16 protein-coding genes are annotated in these 18,933 nt (G+C 61.2%); 9 read left to right on the top strand and 7 right to left on the bottom strand.

The genetic code is table 11. The annotated features are described in order from the left end of the window. Positions 1–396 precede the first annotated feature (396 nt). Entirely contained in the window at positions 397–2,376 is a 1,980-nt protein-coding gene (gene dnaG / locus PU133_RS07710; RefSeq protein WP_404864158.1) for a DNA primase, read from the bottom strand. 150 nt (positions 2,377–2,526) lie between these two features. Next, positions 2,527–2,766, bottom strand: a complete 240-nt coding sequence (locus tag PU133_RS07705) for a hypothetical protein (protein ID WP_404864157.1) — start codon at positions 2,764–2,766, stop codon at positions 2,527–2,529. Here PU133_RS07705 and PU133_RS07700 point away from each other — a divergent pair. Next, positions 2,765–2,890: a hypothetical protein gene (locus tag PU133_RS07700; RefSeq protein WP_404864156.1), complete on the top strand. Its 126-nt coding sequence runs from the start codon at positions 2,765–2,767 to the stop codon at positions 2,888–2,890. The two genes, PU133_RS07705 and PU133_RS07700, sit on opposite strands and share 2 nt — an antisense overlap. Before the next feature lie 169 nt (positions 2,891–3,059). On the opposite strand, the gene PU133_RS07695 is transcribed toward PU133_RS07700, so the two are convergent. Further along, complete coding sequence (locus PU133_RS07695; protein WP_126009244.1) at positions 3,060–3,509, bottom strand: GatB/YqeY domain-containing protein; 450 nt, start codon at positions 3,507–3,509, stop codon at positions 3,060–3,062. A 301-nt stretch (positions 3,510–3,810) separates the two neighbouring features. On the opposite strand from PU133_RS07695, the gene carA reads away from it, so the two are divergent. Next, on the top strand, positions 3,811–5,031 hold the full coding sequence (carA, locus tag PU133_RS07690) for a glutamine-hydrolyzing carbamoyl-phosphate synthase small subunit (RefSeq protein ID WP_404864155.1): 1,221 nt from the start codon (positions 3,811–3,813) through the stop codon (positions 5,029–5,031). A 26-nt stretch (positions 5,032–5,057) separates the two neighbouring features. On the opposite strand, the gene PU133_RS07685 is transcribed toward carA, so the two are convergent. Both PU133_RS07685 and PU133_RS07680 read right to left on the bottom strand, forming a co-directional pair. Continuing rightward, entirely contained in the window at positions 5,058–6,689 is a 1,632-nt protein-coding gene (locus PU133_RS07685; protein ID WP_404864154.1) for a pilus assembly protein TadG-related protein, read from the bottom strand. 140 nt (positions 6,690–6,829) lie between these two features. After that, positions 6,830–7,750 carry a neutral zinc metallopeptidase gene (locus PU133_RS07680; protein ID WP_404864153.1) on the bottom strand — a complete coding sequence of 307 codons (921 nt, stop codon included), beginning with the start codon at positions 7,748–7,750 and terminating at the stop codon, positions 6,830–6,832. A gap of 353 nt (positions 7,751–8,103) precedes the next feature. On the opposite strand from PU133_RS07680, the gene PU133_RS07675 reads away from it, so the two are divergent. The 3 genes from PU133_RS07675 (at position 8,104) to greA (ending at position 12,690) form a co-directional block, all read left to right on the top strand. Beyond that, positions 8,104–8,328, top strand: coding sequence for a DNA-binding transcriptional regulator (locus PU133_RS07675; RefSeq protein WP_126009237.1), 225 nt, complete (start codon positions 8,104–8,106; stop codon positions 8,326–8,328). Between the two features lie 177 nt (positions 8,329–8,505). Beyond that, positions 8,506–12,006: a carbamoyl-phosphate synthase large subunit gene (carB, locus tag PU133_RS07670; RefSeq protein WP_404864152.1), complete on the top strand. Its 3,501-nt coding sequence runs from the start codon at positions 8,506–8,508 to the stop codon at positions 12,004–12,006. A gap of 207 nt (positions 12,007–12,213) precedes the next feature. Beyond that, the gene (gene greA / locus PU133_RS07665) at positions 12,214–12,690 is read left to right on the top strand and encodes a transcription elongation factor GreA (RefSeq protein WP_126009233.1); all 477 of its coding nucleotides are present in this window, start codon (positions 12,214–12,216) and stop codon (positions 12,688–12,690) included. Positions 12,691–12,798: 108 nt separating this feature from the next. Here the strand turns inward: greA and PU133_RS07660 are convergent, their stop codons facing one another. Continuing rightward, a complete protein-coding gene (locus PU133_RS07660) occupies positions 12,799–13,269 on the bottom strand; it encodes an Lrp/AsnC family transcriptional regulator (protein ID WP_126009231.1) in 471 nt (156 codons plus the stop codon). A 219-nt stretch (positions 13,270–13,488) separates the two neighbouring features. On the opposite strand from PU133_RS07660, the gene trxB reads away from it, so the two are divergent. Together trxB and PU133_RS07650 are read left to right on the top strand one after the other, a co-directional pair. After that, positions 13,489–14,463, top strand: a complete 975-nt coding sequence (gene trxB, locus PU133_RS07655) for a thioredoxin-disulfide reductase (protein ID WP_404864151.1) — start codon at positions 13,489–13,491, stop codon at positions 14,461–14,463. A gap of 31 nt (positions 14,464–14,494) precedes the next feature. After that, positions 14,495–15,397, top strand: coding sequence for a LysR family transcriptional regulator (locus tag PU133_RS07650; RefSeq protein ID WP_126009227.1), 903 nt, complete (start codon positions 14,495–14,497; stop codon positions 15,395–15,397). 638 nt (positions 15,398–16,035) lie between these two features. Here PU133_RS07650 and PU133_RS07645 read toward each other — a convergent pair. Continuing rightward, a complete protein-coding gene (locus PU133_RS07645) occupies positions 16,036–17,238 on the bottom strand; it encodes a pyridoxal phosphate-dependent aminotransferase (protein ID WP_126009225.1) in 1,203 nt (400 codons plus the stop codon). 200 nt (positions 17,239–17,438) lie between these two features. Between PU133_RS07645 and PU133_RS07640 the strand changes: the two genes are divergently transcribed. Continuing rightward, positions 17,439–18,386 (top strand): EAL domain-containing protein, encoded by a 948-nt coding sequence (locus PU133_RS07640; RefSeq protein ID WP_404864150.1) that lies wholly within the window; start codon positions 17,439–17,441, stop codon positions 18,384–18,386. 54 nt (positions 18,387–18,440) lie between these two features. Continuing rightward, positions 18,441–18,929 carry a DUF1499 domain-containing protein gene (locus PU133_RS07635; protein ID WP_404864149.1) on the top strand — a complete coding sequence of 163 codons (489 nt, stop codon included), beginning with the start codon at positions 18,441–18,443 and terminating at the stop codon, positions 18,927–18,929. The last annotated feature ends 4 nt before the right edge of the window (positions 18,930–18,933 follow it).

The following is an 18,933-nucleotide window of genomic DNA, read 5'->3' as shown; positions in this document are numbered from 1 at the left end:
TGCGCTCGCGGCTATCTGCAAGTTTTTGGTTCACAATCTGATAAGGTAACGTCACTGGGGCAAAAAAATGCGATCCCGTTGACGTCGCAACAACCGCTCCGGGAAAATCGGGTCTCCCGAACACCGTAAGATTTTGGGTTAATGCCATAGGCAATGGTGATTCCCACAAATTCGGTCGTCGTCAAGGCTCACACTGAAAAAAGGGCCGTTTCGCCCGATTTCCACTCCGGCCAGACGCCGCAACGAGAATAACGATAGCCAGTGGCGCGCCTGCCAATTTGCGAGCGGCTGTACAGTCAGCACTAGATTTAGGTGTCGACTCCCATTTCGCAAGGGCTGAGGCGACGCTTTAACCGTCTGCCCGGCTGGATGTTCCCGATAGAGGAGCGAAACTCATCAGACGCGGGCGACGGCCTTGGACCGCCCCGACAGCACTCCGAACCCGTCGATGATGGCGTGCTGATTCTCAAACCGGGTGATTTCCATCTGAACCTGTTCGAGATTGAGCAACAAGGTCGAGATCAGTTCTTCGTCGCTGGCCTCGGTTGCCTCCGCGATGTCGCGCTCGAGTTCCTGCTTCTGCCACTTCAACACACGGGCGCGCTTGTTGAGCGAGAGCGCCTGGAAAAAACCTTCTCGCGCATCTTCAAGGGCAGCCTCCTGCGTCGCCACCCAAAGGCGCGCGTTCCGGATCTGGCGTTCCAGCGTGGCAACGAGCGGCGAAAACCCTTGCGCCTCCAGATGCGCAAGCATGCGTTCGCGGTCGATGCGGGCGCTGTCTGTCGAAGCGCCGAGGATCGCCTTCCACAGCCGATCTAGATCGACATTGTCGAATTCGACGCTGGTGATTTCGTCGAACTCCTCGATGATCAGGCTGGGATGATTGACGACAGTCAGAGCGAGCGCGCTTTCCCGGAGGGCCGGCACATCCGAGACGCCGCGCACCAGCGCAGAGCGCGTCAGCCGATCCGATGGTGTCAGGCGCGCCGGCGTCGTCCCGAACCCGCCCGCATTCTGCCCTCGCCCGCCGCCCGATCGACGACCCGGCTGGCCACCGCGCTGCTGGCCCACCCCTTGGGGTGCCGCACGGAAATGGCCGAGCATTCGTTCACGCATGTCCTGGGCGTAATGATAGCGCACGCTGTCGTCGGGGATCGCCGCCGTCACCGCCTTCAGCCTGGCCTCCAGTTCCGCGCGCCGCTCCGGCGTATCGTAGGACCCGCCGCCAAGTTCGCGCAGCCAGACCATGTCGGCCAGCGGTCGTGCCGCAGCAAGCACCGCGTCGAAAGGCGCCCTTCCCTCGCGACGCACGAGATCATCCGGATCCTTGCCCTCGGGCAGCATCGCAAACTGGACGGACCGACCGGGCTTCAACCCCTTCAGCGCGAGATCGACCGCACGAAAAGCCGCGCGCTGTCCCGCCCCATCGCCGTCGAAGCAGAGAACTGGTGTCGGCGCGATCCGCCACAGAAGCTCCAGCTGATCTTCCGTCAGCGCTGTCCCGAGCGGCGCGACCGCCTGTTTGAACCCGGCCTGATGCAGCGCGATCACGTCCATATAGCCTTCGACGGCAACGATCTGACCGCTGGAACCGGCCTGCTGCGCCGCGCGCCGGGCGCGTGTGAAATTGTAGAGCACGCGGCCCTTGTGGAAGAGCTCCGTCTCGTTGGAGTTCAGGTATTTCGCCGGCGCGTCCGCCGCCATAGCACGACCGCCGAAGGCAATCGGCTTTTCCCGCGCGGACAGGATCGGGAACATGATGCGGTCGCGAAAGCGGTCGTAGGACACCGGAATGTCGGGGCCGTGCACCAGAAGCCCGCATGCTTCCATCTGCTGCAACTCGATCCCTTTGGAGGCGAGATGCTCCTTCAGCCCATTGCGCGAGGGTGGCGCATAACCAAGCCCGAAGGTCTCCAGCGAGCGCCCGGTCAGCCCGCGATCACGCAGATAAGCCCGCGCCTTCGCGCCGTCGGAGCTTTGCAGCCGATCCTGAAACCAAGCGACCGCCATCTCCATGACGTCGAGCAGGCTCGCGCGCTCGCGCTCCCGGCGTTCCGCTTGCGGGTCGGCAATCGGCATGGCGATGCCGGCCATATCCGCGACCCGTTCGACGGCCTCTGGAAAGGACAGTCCCTCCAGTTCGGAGAGAAAGCGGAAATGATCGCCCGACACGCCGCACCCGAAGCAGTGATAGCGGCCCTTGCGATCCTCGCAGTGGAAGCTCGGCGACTTCTCGCCATGGAACGGGCAGCAGGCCCACCAGTCGCCACGACCGGTGTTCGTCTTGCGCTTGTCCCAGGAAACGCGCTTGCCAATGACGTCCGAGATAGGGACGCGTTCGCGGATCTCATCGAGAAAGGCGGGTGAAAAGCGCATGGTTCATCCAGCTGTCGGGAGCGCGTGACCTACACTTAGCGTCCCCGCTTGACCATGGCCCGACTGGCGCCACGCCGCAATAGTTTTAGACGTTCAAGCCGGCCCGGCGTTGTGCCGGACCGGCTTGAACGGTGATCAGCCTGGATTGCCTTACTTGTCGAGATAAGCCGGGCCGTTCGTCGACATGACGAAGGAATTCGAGCGGCCGTCTGAGCGGGCATCGTTCGAGACACTGCCGGTCGCGAAGCGGTCGATACCGGTGGAACTGCCGCCGAGCGGGCTTTCCAGAACCGGTCCTTCGAAGGACATGACGCGGCTGTGTGTGCTTTGGGCAAATGAAGCCTGCGAGAGGGCAGCAAGAGCGATCGCAGAAACAAGAAGAATTTTCATGACAGTCATCCCTTTTACGATCAATGGCGAAGATAAAAACGGCGGTATTGCCGGCTTTCCGCGCCTCGATTACCTGCAGCGCCGCGACCACCGCCGCGCTTACAATCAGATGACAAATATATAGTCCCGGCGCTTGATCCGGTCGCGTCACATGGACTTGAGCGGAAGGTGAGCCGCAGTGATTGTGATCGGCAGTCAAGAAAAAAGCCCGGAGAACCGGGCTTTCAAGAATTCTCAGCGCCTGCTGATCTCGCCAAGCGCACGTCCAGTTGATCGACAGTGCGGCTTCGTGATTAGCGAAGCAGGCCTTTGACCTTATTGGAAGCCTTGGCGAAGTCCATCTGGCCTGGATAACGCTCCTTCAGAGCGTTCATGCACTTGCCCATATCACGCAAGCCGTGAGCGCCGGTTTCCTCGACGACCTTGGCGCACGCCTTCTCCACCTCGGCCTCGGACAGCTGCGCGGGCAGAAACTCCTTGATGATCGCAATTTCCTCGCGCTCCTGCTCGGCCAGTTCGAAGCGCGACGCCTCGTCGTAGATCCTGGCCGATTCCTCGCGCTGCTTGATCATCTTGGCGAGGATCTGGGTGATGTCGTCATCACTCACATGGTCCTTGCCCGATCCGCGATTGGCGATGTCGCGGTCCTTTATGGCAGCCTGGATCAAGCGCAAGGTGGAAACCTTGCGGCTATCGCGCGCCTTCAATGCATCTTTCAACGACTGTGCGAACCTGTCGCGCATCGCCCTGAACTCCTGGAATTGAACACTTAACCTTAGCGCGCAATGCCACTTGGGCAAAGGCGACGGAACTAAGAACCTGTATTGATAAGAGTTTTTCGTCTGCCGATAGGTGCGAGCGCATCATTGACGATCCGCGACGCAATCTCTATTTTCCGGCCACAGCATCCACATAGTGCCGCGTCTCCTACCTGTCATCAACGATGACTGGGGCCGGAACGCGGCTTCGGCCACCAGCAGCATCAGATGGCACTGACGCTGCGCTTCTTCAAGAGCCGACCGGGACACAGAAGGACCTGCATTCATGACCGCTACCCCCGCGCAAAGCCCCGCCCCCTGGACCGCGCAACCGCAGACTGCGGTTCTCGTGCTGGCCGATGGCACGGTCATCAAGGGCCGCGGTATCGGGGCGACGGGCACGGTCGAGGCTGAGGTGTGTTTCAACACCGCACTGACTGGATACCAGGAAATCCTTACCGACCCTTCCTATCTCGGCCAGATCGTTACCTTTACCTTCCCACATATCGGCAATATCGGCGCGAATGACGAGGACATCGAAGACCTGACGCCCGCCGCGCGGCGCGGCGCCGTCGGCGCGATCTTCAAGGCCGACGTGACCGACCCTTCCAACTACCGCTCCGTCCAGCATCTCGATGCCTGGCTTAAAGCGCGCGGCATCGTCGGCATGACCGGTATCGACACCCGCGCCTTGACCGCATGGATCCGCGAGAATGGCGCGCCGAACGCCGTCATCGCCCACGATCCCCGCGGCGAGTTCGACATCGACGCGCTGAAAGACAAGGCCAGGCAGTGGCATGGTCTCGTTGATCTGGATCTCGCCAAGGAGGCCACGAGCGGCCAGTCCTCACGCTGGAGCGAAAAGCCGTGGGCATGGGACAAGAGCTATGAAACGGTAGGCGACGACGCGACGGGTCCGCACATCGTCGCCATCGATTACGGCGTGAAGCGCAACATCCTGCGCCTCCTCACCGGCCTCGGTGCACGCATCACGCTCGTACCGGCCGCTACGGAGGCCGAGGATATCCTGGCCATGGCGCCGGACGGCATCTTCCTGTCGAACGGCCCCGGCGACCCTGCCGCCACGGGAGCTTACGCGGTGCCCACGATCCGCAAGCTCATGGAAAGCAACATCCCCATTTTCGGCATCTGTCTCGGACACCAGATGCTGGCGCTCGCGCTTGGCGGCAAGACCGTGAAGATGCATCAGGGCCATCACGGCGCGAACCACCCGGTGAAGGACTTCACCACCGGCAAGGTCGAGATCGTCTCGATGAACCACGGCTTTGCGGTCGACACGCAGTCGTTGCCCGCGGGCGTTGAAGAAACGCACATCTCGCTGTTCGACGGCACCAATTGCGGACTGGCGGTCAAAGGCAAGCCGATCTTCTCGGTCCAGCATCATCCCGAGGCCTCGCCCGGCCCGCAGGACAGCCACTATCTGTTCCGTCGGTTCATGGACATGGTCGAAGCCCATCAGGCCAAGAAGGCCGCGGAACCGGCCTGATCGGCCGGTATCCTCTTTCCAGTCGATCAGGAACTGATCCGGACCCGGCGGATGCTGTCGGCGATCTTCCCGAAGGTTTCGTCAAGCGTTGCCGCATCGGGCACGTCGAAATAATGCGCCTCCGACGTCGCGCATTGTGACAGCAGCGTTCCGGTCGATTTGTCCTGCAGTTCCAGCCGGATCACATAGATGGTGATGCCGTCGGCCTTGGCGTTCGTGCAGCCTGCGAGCGTCTTGGTATCCATAGCATTCGAGACCATCACCGCACCCGATCCGGCACTGACAAGGCGCTCGTCCACCGCGTAGCCGAAGCTGGAATACATAGAGCCCAGGCTGTTGCTGAGCTGGTTCCAGGTGTTGGCCCCGTCAGTCAGGAAGATCATGATCTTCTCGTTGTTGGCCACACTCTTGGCGCGGCCCTCGGCGAAGGGCTCGCCCGGAGACAGCACCCGCCAACCCCAGGTGACACCCTCGAGCATGTTGGTGGCGCCCTCGGCGACCAGACCGTCGATGCGCTCCTTGATGAGATCGTAGTCGCTGGTCAGCGGCAGGATGGGCTGGGCCTGGCAGTCGAGGTTCGGCCCCTTCGACCAGTTCTCGCCGCTCCAGAATACGGCTCTTGAATCGTCGACTGCCGGCGGCTCTTCGAAAAGCACATCCGTCACCGTGTCGAGGAGCCCTCCGATCAGATCTGGGTCACCGGATCCCTGCAACTCGACGTGATACTTTTCGCGCAGGCGCTTGCGCTTGGGATCGCGCAGCGTGGTGCCGTCGTCCTCCAGGTAACTGTTGGGGTAGAGAGGACGTCCCGTGCGGCTTCTGTCATCCGGTTCGTCGATCGAGAAAGCCGGCACGAAAAGCGAGCGCCGGTCCTTGGAGGTCGCAGGCGCATCGGTCACATCATAAGCCATGTCCTTGTGCGGCGGACGTGTCTCGATGCAGCCTTCCCACTCTTGGCCCAGATGATGAAACATCTGAAACCGGCTGAGATTGTGCGCAAGCTCCACCTGCGGGATGGGGTTCTTGCCGCGCATGTCGAGCCACGGCGCAGCCTCGCGCGTCACCTTGCCGTCGGCGTCGAATTGCGGTCCGAACTGGGGGCCGACATTGACGAAGGACGAGAATGGCACGAGCGCCATCTTCACCATGTCGGGATCGACCGCGCTTTCGGCCATCGTATCGACGAGCTGCGTTGCAGCGGATTTCAGCTGCTCGAGCTTTTCGCCGCGCATTGATCCGGTCGTATCGAGAACAAGCCCGATCTCGTAAGTGTTCAGCGCGAATGTAGCGGCCGACTCGACCGATACGCTCGATGCATCGGCCCCGAAGATCTTGGCAAACCGCGTCGCGGACGACGCCGCCACGGCAACCGACCAGGTATCGTCGGTCTTGACGACCGTAAGATCGGAGTAGGAACCGGCGAAATGCGCCTGGATGAATTCATCCGCGAGCTGCTCGGCCTCCAGCTGGCTGAGCTCGTCCCCGCGGCGGGCAAGGGCGAGCGCCGCGGCATCGGCGGCATTGTGCAATTCGCTCCGCTGACGGGACGCAGCCGTGTAGTCGACCGCAAGCGCCACGGCTCCGACGATCGGAACCATCGCCAGACCGAACATGATCGCAAAATTGCCGGACCGATTGGTTGCGAAACGACGAAGCATCAAAGCACTCCCCAGAATGATGTTTCACATCACCAGAAAGCACTAAAATTTCAGTGAATTCAGACCCTAGGATTATTCAGGTGTCGTCATGTTGAGGAATTGCTTTCCCATTTCATAACGCTTCTTCAGATGCCCAAGGCCTAGACTGGACCATTGAACGTGTCGCAGTCCTCCAGCCGGCCGCTTTCGAAGCCACGCTGAAACCACTCGCGACGCTGGGCCGATGTGCCGTGATTGAAGCTGTCCGGCACCACGTAGCCCTGCGTGCGCCGCTGAAGGGTGTCGTCACCGATCTGCGTCGCGGCATTCAGCGCTTCCTCGAGGTCGCCCGCTTCGAGCAACCCGCGTTCAGCGGTGTAGTGTCCCCAAATGCCGGCGAAGCAGTCGGCCTGCAGTTCGACACGAACCGAAAGCGCATTGGCTTCCGTTTCGCCCATCTGCTGTCGCATCTGGTTGAACTGCGGCAGAACGCCGATCACGTTCTGGACGTGATGCCCGACCTCGTGCGCAACCACGTAAGCCTGCGCGAAGTCGCCGGCCGCATCGAACCGCTCTGCCAATTCATTAAAGAAGCCGAGATCGATGTAAAGCTGCTGGTCGTTGGGGCAGTAGAATGGCCCGACGGCGGAACTTGCCTGGCCGCAGGCCGAGGATACCGCGCCTTCGAACAGAACCAGCGTCGGCTCCGGATAATCCGCGCCTTCCGCTTCCATGATGCCGTTCCAAGTGTCCTCCGTTTCGGCAAGCACCGTGGCGATGAATTCCGAAGCTTCGTCACGCTGACCGGGAGCAAGACCCTGCGTCGATGGCCCTGCCTGCTGCTCGATGCTCGTAGAAGTACCGCTCCCGCCATCGAGCAGGATCATCGGATTGATGCCGACCGCCCACAGGATGATGCCGAGCACGATGAGCACGAAGATCGACCCGATACCGCCGCCACCGCGACCGCCGCGGATCACGCCACCGGGAATGCGCATCCGTGGGCCTGCACCGCCGAAGCCACCCGATCGTCCGCGCCGATCATCGATGTTGGAACTCTGTCGCCTGCCCCGCCAACGCATCCGCATCTCTCCGCGAAAAGGATCATCGATCCACCGAAAGTGCCCGCCGTCATTTTGGTTCCGGAACGACGTCACTGGCCGACGATCTTATCGAATCCGCCGACCTCGGCCAGCCTCCCCTCACCACTTCAAAGGCGGTCGAACACATCTGTCACAAACATCTGCAACAGTGCGGCCCAAGCTGTGCCGATGGAAGGCATGGTCAGCTGATGACCGAATAAACGGGCAAGCAAATCAATGTATTTAAGTTTATGCTTTTTAAGTATGGGCCGATTCGGTTCATTAGGACTACGGGGTTCATAACGGGATTGCTGGCAAACGGGTTGGCATCAGAAAACGGGCAGCGACACGATATGACGCCAGATGATTTCCGCCGTTGGCGCAAGGCGCTCGGGCTCAAGCAGAAAGATGCCGCCGACGCGCTCGGACTGAAGAAGCGCGTCATCCAATACTACGAGAAGGGCGACCGGGACGGTAAGGCCGTTGAAATCCCCGTTGCCGTCGCGCTGGCCTGCTATGCCATTTCCCAGGGCGTCACCCGCTATGACGCATCCGAACTGATTTACGAGAGCGAATGAGCGCAGGTTTGACCCCTGCCTGAAAAAGCGTCGGAACGTGCGCGTGCAGGGTTTTCCTCTCAGAACCTTTACCCTATAAGGCCGGCCTAGCCTCAAAATCGATAGACGAGCGCGGGTGCCGCATGAGCCAATCTTGGCCATGCCATACCCGGTGCCGACCTGACAGATGGATGACCCATGCCGAAAAGAACCGATATCCAATCGATCCTGATCATCGGCGCCGGCCCCATCATCATCGGCCAGGCCTGCGAGTTCGATTATTCCGGCACCCAAGCTGTCAAAGCTCTGAAAGAGGAAGGTTACCGGGTCATCCTGGTCAACTCCAACCCGGCGACGATCATGACCGATCCGGAGCTTGCGGATGCCACCTATATCGAGCCGATCACGCCAGAAGTCGTCGCCAAGATCATCGCCAAGGAGCGGCCCGATGCGCTGCTGCCCACGATGGGCGGCCAGACCGCACTGAACACGGCCCTGTCGCTGAAGCGCATGGGCACGCTGGAGCGCCACAATGTCGAGATGATCGGCGCCAAGCCCGAGGCGATCGACAAGGCCGAAGACCGCGCGCTGTTCCGCGAGGCGATGGCAAAGATCGGCCTCGAAACGCCCCGCTCGCTGCTCGCCAACGCCACCGCCATCAAGGAAGAAGACCGCAAGGCCCACGAAGCGCTGAAGGCGAAGATTCGCGCCGACCATTCGGGCGATGCGCTCGACAAGGCGCTCGACGATCTCGAGACGCAGTGGAACCTCGGCGAGAGCGACCGCAAGCAGCGTTACATGAGCCACGCCATGGCGATCGCAGCGCAAGCCCTCGACACAATCGGCCTGCCGGCCATCATCCGTCCGTCCTTCACCATGGGCGGAACCGGCGGTGGTATTGCTTACAACCGCACCGAATTCTTCGACATCATCTCCTCCGGCCTCGATGCCTCCCCGACCACCGAAGTGCTGATCGAGGAAAGCGTGCTCGGCTGGAAAGAGTACGAGATGGAGGTCGTGCGCGATCACGCCGACAATTGCATCATCGTCTGCTCCATCGAGAACATCGACCCTATGGGCGTGCACACGGGCGATTCCATAACGGTCGCGCCGGCACTCACGCTGACGGACAAGGAATACCAGATCATGCGCAACGCCTCGATCGCGGTGCTGCGCGAGATCGGGGTCGAGACCGGTGGCTCGAACGTGCAGTTCGCCGTCAACCCGGACAATGGCCGCCTGGTCGTCATCGAGATGAACCCGCGTGTGTCACGCTCGTCCGCACTTGCCTCCAAGGCGACCGGTTTCCCGATCGCCAAGATCGCAGCCAAGCTCGCCGTCGGCTATACACTCGACGAACTGGACAACGACATCACCGGCGGCGCGACACCTGCCTCCTTTGAGCCGTCGATCGACTACGTCGTCACCAAGATCCCGCGCTTTGCGTTCGAGAAGTTCCCGGGCGCCGAACCGACGCTGACCACGGCGATGAAATCGGTCGGTGAAGTCATGGCGATCGGCCGTACCTTCGCCGAAAGCCTGCAAAAGGCCCTACGCGGCCTGGAAACCGGCCTCACCGGCCTCGACGAGATCGAAATCCCGGGCCTCGGCATCGATGGCGACAGATCCGACGACCGCAACGCGATCAAGGCCGCGCTCGGCACGCCGACACCCAATCGCCTGCGCATGGTGGCGCAGGCGCTCCGTCTCGGCATGAGCGAAGCCGAAATCTATGCGAGTTGCAAGATCGATCCGTGGTTCCTTGCCCAGCTCAAGGCGATCGTCGACATGGAAGCGCGCGTGCGCGCCCATGGCCTGCCGCAGGATGCAGAGAACCTGCGCATGCTGAAGAGCATGGGCTTTTCCGATGCCCGCCTTGCGGGCTTGACCGGCCAGAGCGAAAAGGATGTCGCCAAGCTGCGCACAGCGCTCGACGTGCATCCGGTCTTCAAGCGCATCGACACCTGCGCGGCCGAATTCGCTTCGCCGACCGCCTACATGTACTCGACCTACGAGACACCCTTTGCAGGCGAATTGCGCTCGGAAGCCTTCGTCTCGGATCGCAAGAAGGTCGTGATCCTCGGCGGCGGGCCGAACCGCATCGGCCAGGGCATTGAGTTCGACTATTGCTGCTGCCACGCAGCCTTCGCGCTCGCCGATGCGGGCTATGAAGCCATCATGGTCAACTGCAACCCGGAGACGGTCTCGACCGACTACGACACGTCCGACCGGCTCTATTTCGAGCCGCTGACGGCTGAGGACGTGCTGGAGATCCTGCGCATCGAGCAGTCGAAGGGCACGCTGCACGGCGTCATCGTCCAGTTCGGCGGCCAGACGCCGCTGAAGCTTGCAGAAGCTCTTGAGAAAGCCGGCATCCCGATCCTCGGCACCGCGCCGGACATGATCGACCTTGCCGAAGACCGCGATCGCTTCCAGAAGCTACTGGTCAAGCTGGACCTCGCCCAGCCTAAGAACGGCATCGCCTATTCCGTCGAGCAGGCACGCATCGTCGCGGCGGAGATCGGCTTCCCGCTCGTCGTTCGCCCATCCTACGTGCTCGGCGGCCGCGCCATGCAGATCATTCGGGACGAGACGACGCTCTCTAACTACCTGCTCGGCACGGTGCCGGAGTTGGTGCCGGAAGATATCAAGGCGCGCTATCCGAACGACAAGACGGGCCAGATCAACACGCTGCTTGGCAGGAACCCGCTGCTCTTCGACAGCTATCTGACCAATGCCATCGAAGTGGACGTCGACTGCCTGTGCGATGGCACCAACGTCTATGTCTGCGGCATCATGGAGCACATCGAGGAAGCCGGCATCCACTCCGGCGACAGCGCCTGCTCGCTCCCCGTTTACTCCCTGTCCGACGACATCGTCGCCGAACTGAAGAAGCAGACAGAGGCCCTTGCCAAGGCGCTGCATGTCGGCGGCCTGATGAACGTCCAGTATGCGGTCAAGGACGGCACGATCTACGTGCTCGAGGTCAATCCGTGCGCCTCGCGCACGGTGCCCTTCGTCGCCAAGACCATCGGCGCGCCGATCGCCAAGATCGCCGCGCGCATCATGGCCGGCGAAACGCTGTCGGAAGCGCTTGCTGCCTACGGCGCCTCCGCCGAGCCGAAGAAGCTCGACCATATCGCCGTCAAGGAAGCCGTCTTCCCCTTCGCCCGCTTCCCGGGCGTGGACACGCTGCTCGGCCCGGAAATGCGCTCGACCGGTGAAGTCATGGGCCTCGACCGTGACTTCACGCTGGCTTTCGCCAAGGCGCAGCTCGGAGCCGGGGTGGAGCTGCCCCGAGACGGTGCAGTCTTCGTCTCGGTCAGGGACGACGACAAGGAACGTGTTCTCCCCGCCATCGAAACGCTGGTCTCGGTCGGCTTCCGCGTGATCGCGACGAGCGGCACGGCGAGCTTCCTCAAGGAGCGTGGCATCGCGGTGGAGCGGGTGAACAAGGTTCTCGAAGGTCGGCCGCATGTCGAAGACGCGATCCGCAACCGTCAGATCCAGCTTGTGATCAACACGACCGATGGCGCCAAGGCCGTGTCTGATTCGAAATCGCTGCGTCGTGCAGCGCTGATGCAGAAGGTGCCGTACTTCACCACCATGGCCGGATCGGTCGCTGCGGCGAAAGCGATTGCGGCACTGAAGGCCGGAAATCTTGAAGTGCGGCCTTTGCAGAGTTATTTCAGCATTTAAGAAGAGTGCGATCCATGCGATCGCATCTTTTCAGGTGAATTCGCCGGCATTATTTGATAATCACTCGCGATGGACAGCGAGAACGGTTCCGAGATCACTGCTCGAGAACCGTTTTCTTTTTTGCCCGATTGAGCACTTTTCAGCGGCCCGGAACACGGACCGGGCGATGGTGCTTTGAATCGGGACGCTACGGAAAGGGATACGACAATGGTCGACAAAGTGCCCATGACGCCTTCCGGCTTCAAGAAGCTGCAGGAAGAGCTGCGCATGCGCCAACAGGAAGAGCGCCCGCGCATCATCGAGGCGATCTCCGAGGCTCGCGCCCATGGGGATCTCTCCGAAAACGCGGAATACCATGCCGCCAAGGAAGCGCAGAGCCACAATGAGGGCCGGATCACCGAGCTCGAAGACCTGCTAGCACGCGCTGAAGTCATCGACCTGACGAAGATGTCCGGCGATACGGTGAAGTTCGGCGCGACCGTCAAGATCGTCGACGAGGATACCGAAGAAGAAAAGACCTACCAGATCGTCGGCGACCAGGAAGCCGATGTGAAGGATGGCCGGATCTCGATCTCCTCGCCGATCTCGCGCGCCCTCATCGGAAAGAGCGTCGGCGACTCGATCGAAGTCAACGCGCCCGGCGGCTCCAAGGCCTACGAGATCCTCGCGATCAACTGGGGCTGAGCCACAGGCTCCAGCCCATTGCACGACGATAGTTCAGGGGCGTGGCGGGAAACCGCTGCGCTCCTTGTGTATTGAGGTTGCGATGCTCGAAAGGCTCGACGCGAGACCTCAGATGGCAACTTCGCCTTCGTCCTTGATCTGGCGAATGGTCAGCATCGTGCGAACGGTGTCCACGTTCGGTGCCGCCGTCAGCGTATCCACGACGAAATCCTGGAAGCTCGACAGGTCCTTTGCGACACAATGCAGCAGAAAGTCGCTTTCGCCCGAAACCATCCACGCGGCCCGCACGATCGGCCACGTCGTGGTCATTGCGGCGAATTCCTTCAGATTGCCGTCCGACTGATGGATCAACCCGACCATGGTGAAGGCCACCAAGTCGTAGCCGAGCGCCTGTGCATTGATCAGCGCGCGGTAGCCGCGGATGATGCCTGCTTCTTCCAGTTTCCGCACCCGGCGCAGGCAGGGCGGAGCGGAGATCCCGACGCGTTCGGACAGTTCGACATTGGTGATCCGGCCTTCGCGCTGCAATTCGCGGAGGATTTTCATATCGATCGCGTCGAGATCTGCGCGAAATACCATTCCTGATGCCTCTGGCAATAAGATTGCGTTCATTTCGCCGTTTCACGCAATTTTATTGCGGGGCGATTCTTGTGTCTCCAAGTAGCACAATCGCCGCAAATGCGAGATACCTCTTGTGAGAAAGTCGTGGGTACGCCTTGAAACGGCGGCGTCCCCATTCGTAGATTAGCGACAGTGGTGATATGGACTGTCGCCAAAGACCAATAGGACATTACCGACATGAGCGAGCGTCATACGCCGGTCCTGATCATCGGCTCCGGCCCCGCGGGATACACCGCCGCCATCTACGCAGCCCGCGCCATGCTGAAGCCGATTATCATCGCCGGCATGGAACAGGGCGGCCAGTTGATGATCACCACGGATGTGGAAAATTATCCGGGCTATGCCGATCCCGTTCAGGGTCCCTGGATGATGGAGCAGATGCTCAACCAGGCGATCAATGTGGGCGCGGAAATCGTCAACGACCTCGTCGTCGAGGTCGAGACTGACCGCCGCCCCTTCCGCGTGCGCACGGATGGTGGGCAGGTCTTCACCGCCGATGCCCTGATCATCGCCACCGGCGCCAAGGCCAAATGGCTCGGCATCGAGAGCGAGCAGACCTTCATGGGCTTCGGCGTCTCCGCCTGCGCCACCTGCGACGGCTTCTTCTATCGCGGCAAGGATGTCGCGGTCGTCGGTGGTGGCAACACCGCGGTCGAAGAAGCGCTCTACCTCTCCAATCTCGCGAAGTCCGTGACGCTCATTCATCGGCGCGAGGGCCTTCGTGCGGAACGCATCCTTCAGGACCGCCTCTTCGCCAAGGACAACGTCAATGTGGTCTGGAACGCCGTGATCGACGAGATCACCGGAACGCCGGCCAAGCCGCCGATGCCACCTTCCGTGACGGGTGTGCGGCTCAAGGATACGCAGACGGGCGAGATCAAGGACCTCGCCGTCGATGGCGTCTTCGTCGCGATTGGCCATGCGCCGGCGGTCGATCTGTTCAAGGACAAGCTCAAGATGAAGCCGAACGGCTATCTCTGGAGCGCGCCGGATTCGACGGCAACCGACGTGCCGGGCATCTTCGCCGCCGGCGACGTGACCGACGACGTTTACCGGCAGGCGGTCACCGCAGCGGGCATGGGCTGCATGGCAGCGCTCGAAGTGGAACGATATCTTGCCGGCTACGTCCACATCGCGGAAGCCGCCGAATAAACAAGACGACCTGAGGGGATGGTCTGATCACATGGTAGCTCCTTTGGACTGGGACAAGCTGCGCATTTTTCACGCAGCCGCCGAGGCGGGTTCGTTTACCCACGCGGCAGACGCCCTGCATCTGTCGCAGTCCGCGATCAGCCGCCAGGTCAGCGCGCTGGAGCACGAAGTCGGCACCAAGCTCTTCCACCGCCACGCCCGCGGCCTGATCCTCACCGAACAGGGCGAGATGCTCTACCACACGGCGCATGACGTGCTGCTCAAGCTGGAGACGGTCCGCGCCCGTCTGACCGAGACCAGTAACAAGCCGAGCGGCAAGCTGCGGGTGACGACGACGGTCGGCCTCGGCCAGGGCTGGCTGACCGAAAAGGTTCAGGAGTTCCTCGAACTCTACCCGGAAATGCAGCTCCAGCTGATCCTCGACAATGAGGAGCTGGACGTGAACATGCGCCACGCCGATTGCGCGATCCGCCTGCGCCAGCCGCAACAGCCGGACCTCATCCAGCGCAAGCTTTTCACCGTGCACCTGCATGTCTACGCGTCGCCCAACTACATCAACCGCTTCGGCGAGCCGAAATCGCCGCAGGATCTCGATGGCCACCGCATCATCACCTTCGGTGAGCCGGCACCAGGCTATCTCCTCGGCCTCAACTCGCTCGAGGTCGCCGGTCGAACCGCCGACAATCCCCGCGTGCCGCACCTGCAGATCAACAATCTCACTTCCGTGAAGCGGGCGGTGCAGATGGGCATCGGCATCGCCATGTTGCCCGACTACATGGTCGGCCGCGATTCCGGCCTCGTGCAGCTGGAGACGACCGCTGACGCCCCCTCCTTCGACACCTATTTCTGCTATCCGGAAGAAATAAAGAACGCCGCAAAGCTGAAGGCATTTCGCGACTTCCTGATCTCGAAAGCCAGAAACTGGAACTATTAGGCGATGGAGTTCAGCACACCGTTAATTTGGTCACGATTAGAAAAATAAAAATATAATCCAATACCGAAAAACGAGTGATCCCAAATTAAGGCACTGACGGATGACCGAGGCATCGGTTCCAGCGGCGGCGGAATGATGCCTCGCTCGCGCGCGAAATTCTCCAGATCAGAGCTAGGTCGCATTTTCCGGCCTCGGAAAATTCTAAAACTCCAATATGCCACCGACAGGAAAATAGCCGGATAGAACCCGAGGAAGCCGGAAACGAACATCAATGGTCGTGTGAGGAGACTACTTAGCGGAAACACAATTGCCTCTTTGGCGCGCAATGATCCTGCACTGTTGCCTCTTCGACATCCACCGTCCAGTGATATGTGCGTGGCGCATGGCAGAAATGCGCGGCCGAACCTTGCCGTTTGCCTACCGAAGCATCATATCGCCTACAGCAGATGCACACGGTGACTACTTTCCTCCCACGTCATCGCATCTTGCTGTTCCCCTCTGGAGGTTTTGACCTTCAAACTTAAAAGGGCCCGGGTCTTCCCGTGGCCCTCTTTTTTTGTCCGGATGCCCTCCCCGCAATGAAAAAGCGCCGCCCCGAAGCCGGGAACGGCGCTTTGTTCAGTGTCAGATAGGCTGCCTCAGCGGCAGGCAGCGCAGAAGCGCTGGATGCGGCTGCAGGCTTCTTCGAGAAGCTCTTCCGAAGTCGCGTAGGAAATGCGGAAGTTCGGGCCGAGGCCGAATGCCGAGCCGTGCACGACGGCCACGCCTTCGGCTTCCAGAAGCTCGCTTACGAAATCCTCGTCCGTTTCGATGACCTTGCCGCTCGGCGACGTCTTTCCGATCAGGCCTGCGCAGGATGGATAGACGTAGAACGCGCCTTCCGGCGTCGGGCAGTTGATGCCCTTGGCCTGGTTCAGCATCGACACGACGAGATCGCGGCGACGTTCGAAGATCTTCTTGTTCTCCGGAATGAAGTCCTGGGTGCCGTTGAGCGCTTCGACAGCGGCCCATTGAGCGATCGAGCAGGCACCTGAGGTTTGCTGGCCCTGGATCATGTCCATGGCCTTGATCAGCTGCAGCGGACCGGCTGCATAACCGATGCGCCAGCCCGTCATCGCGTAGGCCTTCGAGACGCCGTTCATCGTCAGCGTGCGGTCGTAGAGCTTCGGCTCCACCTGAACCGGCGTCGTGAAGGTGAAGTCGCCGTAGACGAGATGCTCGTACATGTCGTCGGTCAGCACCCAGACATGCTCGTGCTTCAAAAGCACGTCCGTCAGGGCCTTCAGCTCAGCCTCGCTGTAGGCGGCGCCAGAGGGGTTCGAAGGTGAGTTGAAGATCAGCCACTTGGTCTTCGGCGTGATCGCCTTGTCGAGCGCTTCCGGTGTCAGCTTGAAGCTGTTGTCTATGGTCGTTTCGACGAAGACCGGGGTACCGCCGCAGATCGCGACCATTTCCGGGTAGCTCACCCAGTAGGGAGCCGGGATCACGACTTCGTCGCCGGGGTTCATCGTCGCCATGAAGGCGTTGAACAGGATCTGCTTGCCGCCGGTGCCGACGATCGTCTGGGACGGATCGTAATCGAGACCGTTTTCACGCTTGAACTTGTCGGCGATCGCCTTGCGCAGTTCCGGGATACCCGAAACCGGCGTATATTTCGTCTCGCCGCGATTGATCGCAGCGATGGCGGCGTTCTTGATGTTGTCCGGCGTATCGAAGTCTGGCTCACCTGCGCCAAGCCCGATCACGTCCCGGCCCTGCGCTTTCAGTTCGCGGGCCTTCTGGCTGACAGCGATCGTTGCCGATGGTTTGACGCGCGAGAGCGCGTCGGCGAGAAAAGCCATGCTCTTAACTCCGGTTCGATTGCACCGGTGCGCCGAATGAAATGCCGCACGCGCCGGCGAGGAAAATGCCGGTCTGGTATGTCCAATCTGCCCGCGACTTTCAAGCGCACCGGTGAGATGAGTGGGCCGGTTGTGTTAAGAAGATGTCAGTTGGAAGCTGCGACAGTGCCTGATCGGCCGCTTGGGAGAGAGACGGGGCGATGCAGAACCATACGCTCTCGCAAAATATCGTTCGGCAGCAAGATGGCTGGTACGCTGCCGTCTATGGTCCCTTTGCGCTCAAATCCGCATTCCAGCCGATTTTTCGCCAGATCGGGCACGGCAAACTCCGCCTGGAAGCCTTCGAAGGCCTGATCCGGCCGAGCAAGGGCGGCCAGAGCGTTTCGCCCTACGGGTTTTTCGCAAGCGTGCCCCCGGAGGATGGCGGGCCTGTCGACGCGCTCTGTCGCCAACTGCATCTTCTGAACATGGGCCAGCTCGATCGACCAACGGCGACGTTGTTCCTCAACTTCGATCCGAGGCTCTTCAACGATGCGCGCACAACCGCAACGGAAGTCGCGCGCCTCCTGGATCTCACCTCGCAGATCGGCCTGGCACCGCGGCAGATCGTTTGCGAGATCACCGAAAAGAAGGCTGCCAATCGCGCCGCGCTCGTCGCCGTCGTCGACGATTTCCGTGGATGCGGTTTCCGCATCGCGGTCGACGACTATGGCGCGGAAGATTCCGACATCGCGCGCATCGAACTGCTCAAGCCCGACATCGTGAAATTCGACGGGGATTGGGTGCTGCGCTATATGGAACATGCACCCGGCGTAGACCTGCTGCGAGACACGGTGCAGCGGTTCCGGGCAAACGGCATCGCGACACTGTTCGAGGGACTGGAGCATCCATGGCATGTAGATGTCGCGATCGACTTGAAGGTGGATCTGCTGCAGGGCTACGCGCTGGCGAAGCCGGACACGATCCTCGGCAAGTTCAACGATCTTTTCCCCGATCAACCGGGCGCCTCATCAATAACCGAGGCACCGCGGTTGCACGAGGCAGCCGTGGCTCCCGTGCTGCCGGAAGCGCCGTCGATCATCGCTCCGCCACCCGTCCCGCAGCGGCCGATCACGGCCCGAAAAACCTTCGGCAAACGCAGCCGCTAAGCCGCCCCGGCATGATATGACCGATTTGCTGGCCCCGATTGAAGCCATCTGCGAATGAAGATGTTCTTCGTAATCCTCGTCGTCGTCATCGGCCTCATCGTTCTGGCGGCCATCGTCTATGGTCGCGAACGCATCTGGGAACGCATGACCGGACCGGCGGATCTCGGCCGCTATGATTTCACGCAAGGCCGGCGCAGCGGTTCGCCCAACGATGCCCTTGCGTGCACCGAGGGCGCCTGCACTGCACCAGGCGTCACGATCGCGACGCCCGACCAGCCGCCGACCGAGATCGTTGCCCGGCTTGCCGAACGGCTCGCAGCCATCGAAGCGCATGTGCGTCGGGTCGATGATCGCAGCAATCCCCTCTATGCCCGCTTCGTCATCTACACGCCGTTGATGCGCTTCCCCGACACGCTGGACATCGAAGTCACTGAACATTCGGATGGCGCACCCGCCATCCGCGCCTATTCCCGCTCGAAACTGGGGCGATCGGATCTCGGCACGAACAGGAAGCGGCTGGAAGAGCTTTTCGGCGTCAGGTGAGCAG

Origin of the sequence: Georhizobium sp. MAB10 (assembly GCF_045012825.1) — a bacterium.
GTDB lineage: Bacteria > Pseudomonadota > Alphaproteobacteria > Rhizobiales > Rhizobiaceae > Georhizobium > Georhizobium profundi.
The sequence above is the reverse complement of the archived record's forward strand: the minus strand, read 5'-3'. Positions and strand labels throughout refer to the sequence as shown.

Bases quoted from the DNA above. Each gene is read 5' to 3' on its own strand.
- dnaG (WP_404864158.1), bottom strand. From the start codon at position 2,376: ATGCGCTTTTCACCCGCCTTTCTCGATGAGATCCGCGAACGCGTCCCT.
- PU133_RS07680 (WP_404864153.1), bottom strand. From the start codon at position 7,750: ATGCGTTGGCGGGGCAGGCGACAGAGTTCCAACATCGATGATCGGCGC.
- trxB (WP_404864151.1), top strand. From the start codon at position 13,489: ATGAGCGAGCGTCATACGCCGGTCCTGATCATCGGCTCCGGCCCCGCG.
- PU133_RS07685 (WP_404864154.1), bottom strand. From the start codon at position 6,689: ATGCTTCGTCGTTTCGCAACCAATCGGTCCGGCAATTTTGCGATCATG.
- PU133_RS07645 (WP_126009225.1), bottom strand. From the start codon at position 17,238: ATGGCTTTTCTCGCCGACGCGCTCTCGCGCGTCAAACCATCGGCAACG.
- PU133_RS07700 (WP_404864156.1), top strand. From the start codon at position 2,765: ATGACAGTCATCCCTTTTACGATCAATGGCGAAGATAAAAACGGCGGT.
- PU133_RS07635 (WP_404864149.1), top strand. From the start codon at position 18,441: ATGAAGATGTTCTTCGTAATCCTCGTCGTCGTCATCGGCCTCATCGTT.
- PU133_RS07675 (WP_126009237.1), top strand. From the start codon at position 8,104: ATGACGCCAGATGATTTCCGCCGTTGGCGCAAGGCGCTCGGGCTCAAG.
- carA (WP_404864155.1), top strand. From the start codon at position 3,811: ATGACCGCTACCCCCGCGCAAAGCCCCGCCCCCTGGACCGCGCAACCG.
- PU133_RS07640 (WP_404864150.1), top strand. From the start codon at position 17,439: ATGCAGAACCATACGCTCTCGCAAAATATCGTTCGGCAGCAAGATGGC.
- PU133_RS07705 (WP_404864157.1), bottom strand. From the start codon at position 2,766: ATGAAAATTCTTCTTGTTTCTGCGATCGCTCTTGCTGCCCTCTCGCAG.
- PU133_RS07650 (WP_126009227.1), top strand. From the start codon at position 14,495: ATGGTAGCTCCTTTGGACTGGGACAAGCTGCGCATTTTTCACGCAGCC.
- PU133_RS07660 (WP_126009231.1), bottom strand. From the start codon at position 13,269: ATGGTATTTCGCGCAGATCTCGACGCGATCGATATGAAAATCCTCCGC.
- PU133_RS07695 (WP_126009244.1), bottom strand. From the start codon at position 3,509: ATGCGCGACAGGTTCGCACAGTCGTTGAAAGATGCATTGAAGGCGCGC.
- greA (WP_126009233.1), top strand. From the start codon at position 12,214: ATGGTCGACAAAGTGCCCATGACGCCTTCCGGCTTCAAGAAGCTGCAG.
- carB (WP_404864152.1), top strand. From the start codon at position 8,506: ATGCCGAAAAGAACCGATATCCAATCGATCCTGATCATCGGCGCCGGC.